1 protein-coding gene is annotated in these 545 nt (G+C 35.8%); it reads right to left on the minus strand.

Going from position 1 to position 545, the window contains the following annotated elements:
- The coding region (locus tag WDC82_RS25125; protein WP_340120196.1) for a hypothetical protein at nt 1–528 on the minus strand (528 nt) is incomplete at its 3' end.
- Between the last annotated feature and the right edge of the window lie 17 nt (nt 529–545).

A 545-nucleotide genomic window follows, 5' to 3' on the forward strand; every position in this document is an offset into this window, starting at 1 on the left:
ACGAACAGTTAAATCATTCCAGTTAAAATTTTGTATTTTCCAACTATCTATATCAGTTTTTCTTGTAATCATCTGTATTAAGTCACTTCTTGATGTTACAATTAATTTTCTATGGTTATCTGTTTTTGTTGTTAACGTGCTTAATTTCCCCCAAATATCTGCAGATCTTGGTAATATTTCTGTCCCCCCAAAAGGATCTTCAAGTATACATAGACGGTTTTCAATGCTTATATGATTTAGAAATCTTATGGCGTCGTCTACCGTTGGTACCTTAGAACATACATATCCTTCACGTCTAAATCTCTCTGCTATAAGCTCAGCGGTATGAGTCTTGCCGCAAAAAGAAATCCCAGTGAGTAAAAGTACATGCTGTTCTTTAAGCTGCTTATAAACAATTTCAATCTCCGGACGATTAATATGGTCTCCGGTAAACATCTTTTCGCTAGCATTTTCTTCTAAAATCCTAACTACTTCAGGCATCACATCTTCTCTTTCATTTCTAGCATTTTTCACTGCCTCATCAAGCATCCTAAGCACCGACTCAC

It is taken from the genome of Pelagibius sp. 7325, assembly GCF_037652055.1.
In the GTDB taxonomy this organism is placed as follows: domain Bacteria; phylum Pseudomonadota; class Alphaproteobacteria; order Kiloniellales; family Kiloniellaceae; genus Pelagibius.